We start from the raw sequence: 4,572 nt of genomic DNA, 5'->3' as shown, positions 1-4,572 counted from the left end.
ATTGCAGGGTACTTGGCGAATGTGCGTAAAGGGATAAAGGGTGATGTCGCTTTTAACTCATGTCGTACGAATATCCCCAGCGCAACGAGACCTATCAGCCCGACAATGACATTTCCTAATGAGATATGTCCAAATGATTTTGCTGAGAGTAATCCAACGAGTAGGGTAACCAAAGCCACTGTGAAGAGCAGAATCCCTGATGCATCAATCAATTCAAACCATTTACGAAAGGACATGTTGCGTGCTAAGGATGTTGGCAGTTCATCCTTAGGAATATTCCTCCAAGCCAATACAAAGCTGGCCACCACAAACGGAATATTGATGAAAAAGATAGCAGGCCAATTCCACCAATGAATCAAGACTCCGCCAATAAAGGGGCCAATTGCTGCTGCTCCAGATAGGAATATGGACAAAACAGACAACGCAGTTGCTTGTTTTTCTGTAATATGAATTCGAACAATAGCCATTCCAACCCCAACCATCATGCTTGTTCCGATGGATTGCACAATGCGGAACACGATGAGCCACCCGAAATTTGGTGATAATGGAGCCAATAATGATGCAATGAAGGCTACAACAAGCCCGGTAAGAAATATCTTTCTACGACCGAATAAATCGCTGGCTTTTCCCATGACAGGTTGAGCGATGCTACTTGCAATGTAGAAAGAAAAAATAATCCAGGAAACACCTGTAAAGTCAAGTTGGAACACTTTTTGCAGACTTGGAATAGCAACAGAAACCATCGAAGAATTTAATGGGTTCAATAGTATCCCTAGACCAACTGAAATCATTAACCACCAGCTGCGAACGCTCATTTCTGGTCCCCCCATAGCGAATTAATGTCATCGTACTTGAAACCGATTATTTATTCCAACGCATTTGATGTTATAATCTCATTGACTTGGGGGAATGAATGGGGGATCATAATGGAACTTCTTCAACTGCAATATTTTCTGACGGTAGCTCGTTTGGAACATGTGACCGAAGCTGCACGAAGTCTGCATGTTACTCAATCGTCGCTGAGCAAAACGATTCAGCGCTTGGAGGAAGATCTGGGGGTTCCTCTATTCGATCGAACAGGGAGGAAACTGCGATTGAATGAGTTCGGAAGCAGATTCCTTCAACGTGCAGAGAGGGCTTTATTTGAATTGGAGCAGGGGAAGCAGGAGCTTAGTGATTTATCCAGCCCGGAACATGGCACTCTCGAATTGGCGGTGACCACCGCTAGCACATTACCCAATATCCTTCGAGAGTTTCGGAAAAAGCGACCCTATATTCAATTTCATGTGCAAATGCTGACTACGCAGGAAATGGTAACGCTTCTTCATAGAGGCGAGGTCGATTTTTGCTTGTCCTCACCTCCAATAGAGGGAGATGACATCGAATGCCAAATCGTGTTTATCGACCCAATCCTTGTAGCTGTTCCAAAGGGACATCGGCTGGCAGATCGAAGCAGTGTAACGTTGACAGATCTAAGGGATGAATGGTTTGTCGGTGTAAAGAGAGGCTACGGTACTCGCGATTTAGTGGACTCTATATGCAAATCGGAAGGATTTGTACCTAAATATGTGTATGAGGGGGATGAACCTGCAAGGCTTAGTACGCTTGTGGAAGCTGAAATTGGCATAGCCTTCATACCAAGCACGGCAAGAAATTCACGGGAACATCTTAAGTATCTCCAAGTAGAAAATCACGAATTGGTACGGGAGATCGCTTTATTATGGCACAGGAGTCGGTATATTTCGCGGGCTGCTCTGGAATTCCGTGAGGTAGTTGTAGAATATTTCGGAGCGATATCCAAACAGACAAATTAATCCCAAATATAAGCGAAATAAAAAACATTAACAAAAGCGGTAGCGTAGGACATGTTAACCAAACGTCCTAAGCGGCCGCTTATTCTTTTATTCAACTGCATAATTTGTAATTTCGATTTGTACGCTGCCATACACACACGCCCAGCTATTGAAGGAGTTTTTGGATTGTACTAACCCATCTTTCTCAGCTGGCGAAACTGCTCCGGCGTGATGCCTGTATGCTCCCGAAATCTCTTGATAAAATAGCTGCTTTGATGAAAGCCGGTTTCCAGTGCAATCTGCTTTACAGTGAGTGCCGTAGATACAAGCAATTGTTTGGCCAGCGTTATTCGGCATTGGAGCAAATATTGAGCTGGAGTACTACCCATGATCTGATGGAAGAGTCGGCTAAAATGAAAGGAGCTATAACCTGACGTCGCAGCCATTGTCTTCAAATCGAGCATGTTTCGACAATGCATACGAATATATTCCGCCGTATGACGAATCCTCTCATGGACGGTGCCGCCGGGAGAGGTGCCGAAAATTTGGTGGGAATGATGGACGATCTCCAGAAGGACTTCATAAAGCAGGGAAGAGATCTGTACATCATAGTCGTGACGGTAAGTTTGGGCAAGTTGCAACATTTCTTCCATCAGCGGTTTTAAACGTTCTGGCCGGTGGAGCGAGAACAGATACGGTTCGTGCATGCTTCGACCTTGTAATAGCGAATCTACATCCTGCCCGTCAAAATGAATCCATCGGACATCCCAGGGATCCTCGGGTTTAGTTCGATATTGCTGCGTCGTATGCTTGCCGAAAAGAAAGCCCATGCCAGGGGTAAGCTCGATTTCCTTCCCATCATGCACAATAGCGCCTTTGCCTGCAAAAATGATATGTAAATTGTAATCTTTTAGTAATCCTGCATTCCTTCGCTCCCCATGATTGGGGAAGTTCTTGTAATGTCCTAACGATTCGGGAAACAGTATACCTTTTAGAATGGGTGAAGGAAGATAACAATCTATTTTAATCATGTATCCATCTCCTTGAGTAAGTTAGCAAAAAAGTAATTCAATTAGCAAAATCGAGTTATTCTAATCCTTTTATTCTTATATTACAATAGATACGATTATCAGATAATCACATTTTTGTACTATCACTTCTACTGAAGGAGAATTGGAGCATGCCGAAATCCTTATCTTTAGATCGCTTTCATTTAGGAGCTTGTTATTATCCTGAACACTGGGACGAATCGTTGTGGTCGGACGATCTCATAAGAATGAAGGAACTGGGCTTCAGCATCATTCGGATTGGAGAATTTGCTTGGTCGATCTTCGAGCCGGAGGAAGGAAAGTTCGAATTCACGCTGTTTGACCGTTTCTTGGAGCAGGCAGACGCGAACGGGATTCAAGTGATCATGGGCACACCAACAGCTACGCCACCGGCATGGCTTACTTATAAGTATCCCGAGGTGCTGAACGTATCCATGGAAGGGGTCACGTTCCAACACGGTCAGCGTCGGCATTATAACTACAGCAGTCCCGTTTATTTGGAGCTTTGCGCACGTATTACAAGAGAGATGGCACAACATTACAAAGATCATCCGGCCATCATTGGGTGGCAAATTGATAATGAGCTGAACTGCGAGATAAACGTCTTCTATGCCGAGGCAGATCATCAGGCTTTCCGGCGCTGGCTAGAGGCAAAATACGGTACGTTGGAGCAACTCAACAAGGCCTGGGGGGCTGTATTCTGGAATCAAACTTACGACAGCTGGAATCAGGTCCATCTAACTCGTCCGACCGTATCCGGGTCAACGAATCCTCATCAGGCTTTGGACGAGAAGCGATTTATATCCGATAACACCATTTCGTTTGCCAAGCTACAAGTGGACATTATTCGGTCAGTGGCGCCTAATCAGTGGGTGACAACCAACGGTGTATTCGGGCATTTGGATAGCCATAAAATGACGGATCAACTGCTTGATTTTTTCTCGTACGATTCTTACCCTCAATTCAGTACCATTTATCCGGACCAAGGGGAGAAGCCATTGCTGGATCGCAAGTGGGGGCTTACTTTAAGTAACGTCAGAGGGATGTCACCAAATTTCTGCGTGATGGAGCAGCAATCCGGTCCAGGAGGATGGGTGAACAGGATGGAGATGCCATCTCCGCGCCCGGGGCAGATGCGATTGTGGACCTACCAAAGCATTGCTCACGGGGCAGACATGATTTTGTATTTCCGCTGGAGAACGGTAACGTTTGGTACGGAAATGTACTGGCATGGAATTAATGATTATCACAATCAGCCGAATCGTCGGGTCGCAGAAGCAGGCCGCGTCGGAAAGGAGCTGCAAAAGGTTGGAGGGCGGATTCTTGGCAAACGTTACGTGGCAGAGGTTGCTCTACTTCGTGACTATGATAACGAGTGGGATGGCGAGTTGGATAAATGGTATGGTCCCTTGACAAAGCAAAGTGAGCTCGGCTGGTACAAGGCACTGCAGTATGGACATATACCTTCGGATATGGCTACAATCCGTCCGGGTATGGAATCAGAACAGCTGCGGGAACTGGCCAATTACAAGGTGCTGGTATACACGCATCCGGCGATCCTACGAGACAGTACGGCAGCTATGTTACAGAAATATGTAGAGGATGGGGGCATCCTGATCTTCGGCTGCCGCACCGGTTATAAGAACGAGTTCGGTCACTGCCGCATGCAGCCACTCCCAGGCCCTGCAGCCGCAATGAGCGGCGTCCACGTAGAGGACTTTACGATGATA

Annotated in this window: 4 protein-coding genes; 2 read left to right on the top strand and 2 right to left on the bottom strand. The window is 46.0% G+C overall.

The genetic code is table 11. The annotated features are described in order from the left end of the window. Nucleotides 1-815, bottom strand: an 815-nt coding sequence (locus GRP75_RS19670; protein WP_160790127.1) for an MFS transporter, incomplete at its 3' end; no start/stop codon positions are given. Between the two features lie 111 nt (nt 816-926). Between GRP75_RS19670 and GRP75_RS19665 the strand changes: the two genes are divergently transcribed. Continuing rightward, on the top strand, nt 927-1,814 hold the full coding sequence (locus GRP75_RS19665) for a LysR family transcriptional regulator (protein WP_160790126.1): 888 nt from the start codon (nt 927-929) through the stop codon (nt 1,812-1,814). A gap of 170 nt (nt 1,815-1,984) precedes the next feature. Here GRP75_RS19665 and GRP75_RS19660 read toward each other — a convergent pair whose 3' ends face one another. Then, nucleotides 1,985-2,824: a helix-turn-helix transcriptional regulator gene (locus GRP75_RS19660; protein WP_081327480.1), complete on the bottom strand. Its 840-nt coding sequence runs from the start codon at nt 2,822-2,824 to the stop codon at nt 1,985-1,987. A gap of 149 nt (nt 2,825-2,973) precedes the next feature. On the opposite strand from GRP75_RS19660, the gene GRP75_RS19655 reads away from it, so the two are divergent. Next, nucleotides 2,974-4,572, top strand: a 1,599-nt coding sequence (locus GRP75_RS19655) for a beta-galactosidase (RefSeq protein WP_160790125.1), incomplete at its 3' end; no start/stop codon positions are given.

It is taken from the genome of Paenibacillus sp. OT2-17 (assembly GCF_009827695.1).
Taxonomy (GTDB): Bacteria; Bacillota; Bacilli; order Paenibacillales; family Paenibacillaceae; genus Paenibacillus; species Paenibacillus polymyxa_B.
This window is presented reverse-complemented; position numbering and strand designations above follow the sequence as displayed.

Coding starts and splice junctions, on each gene's coding strand:
- GRP75_RS19660 (WP_081327480.1), bottom strand. CDS start 2,824: ATGATTAAAATAGATTGTTATCTTCCTTCACCCATTCTAAAAGGTATA.
- GRP75_RS19665 (WP_160790126.1), top strand. CDS start 927: ATGGAACTTCTTCAACTGCAATATTTTCTGACGGTAGCTCGTTTGGAA.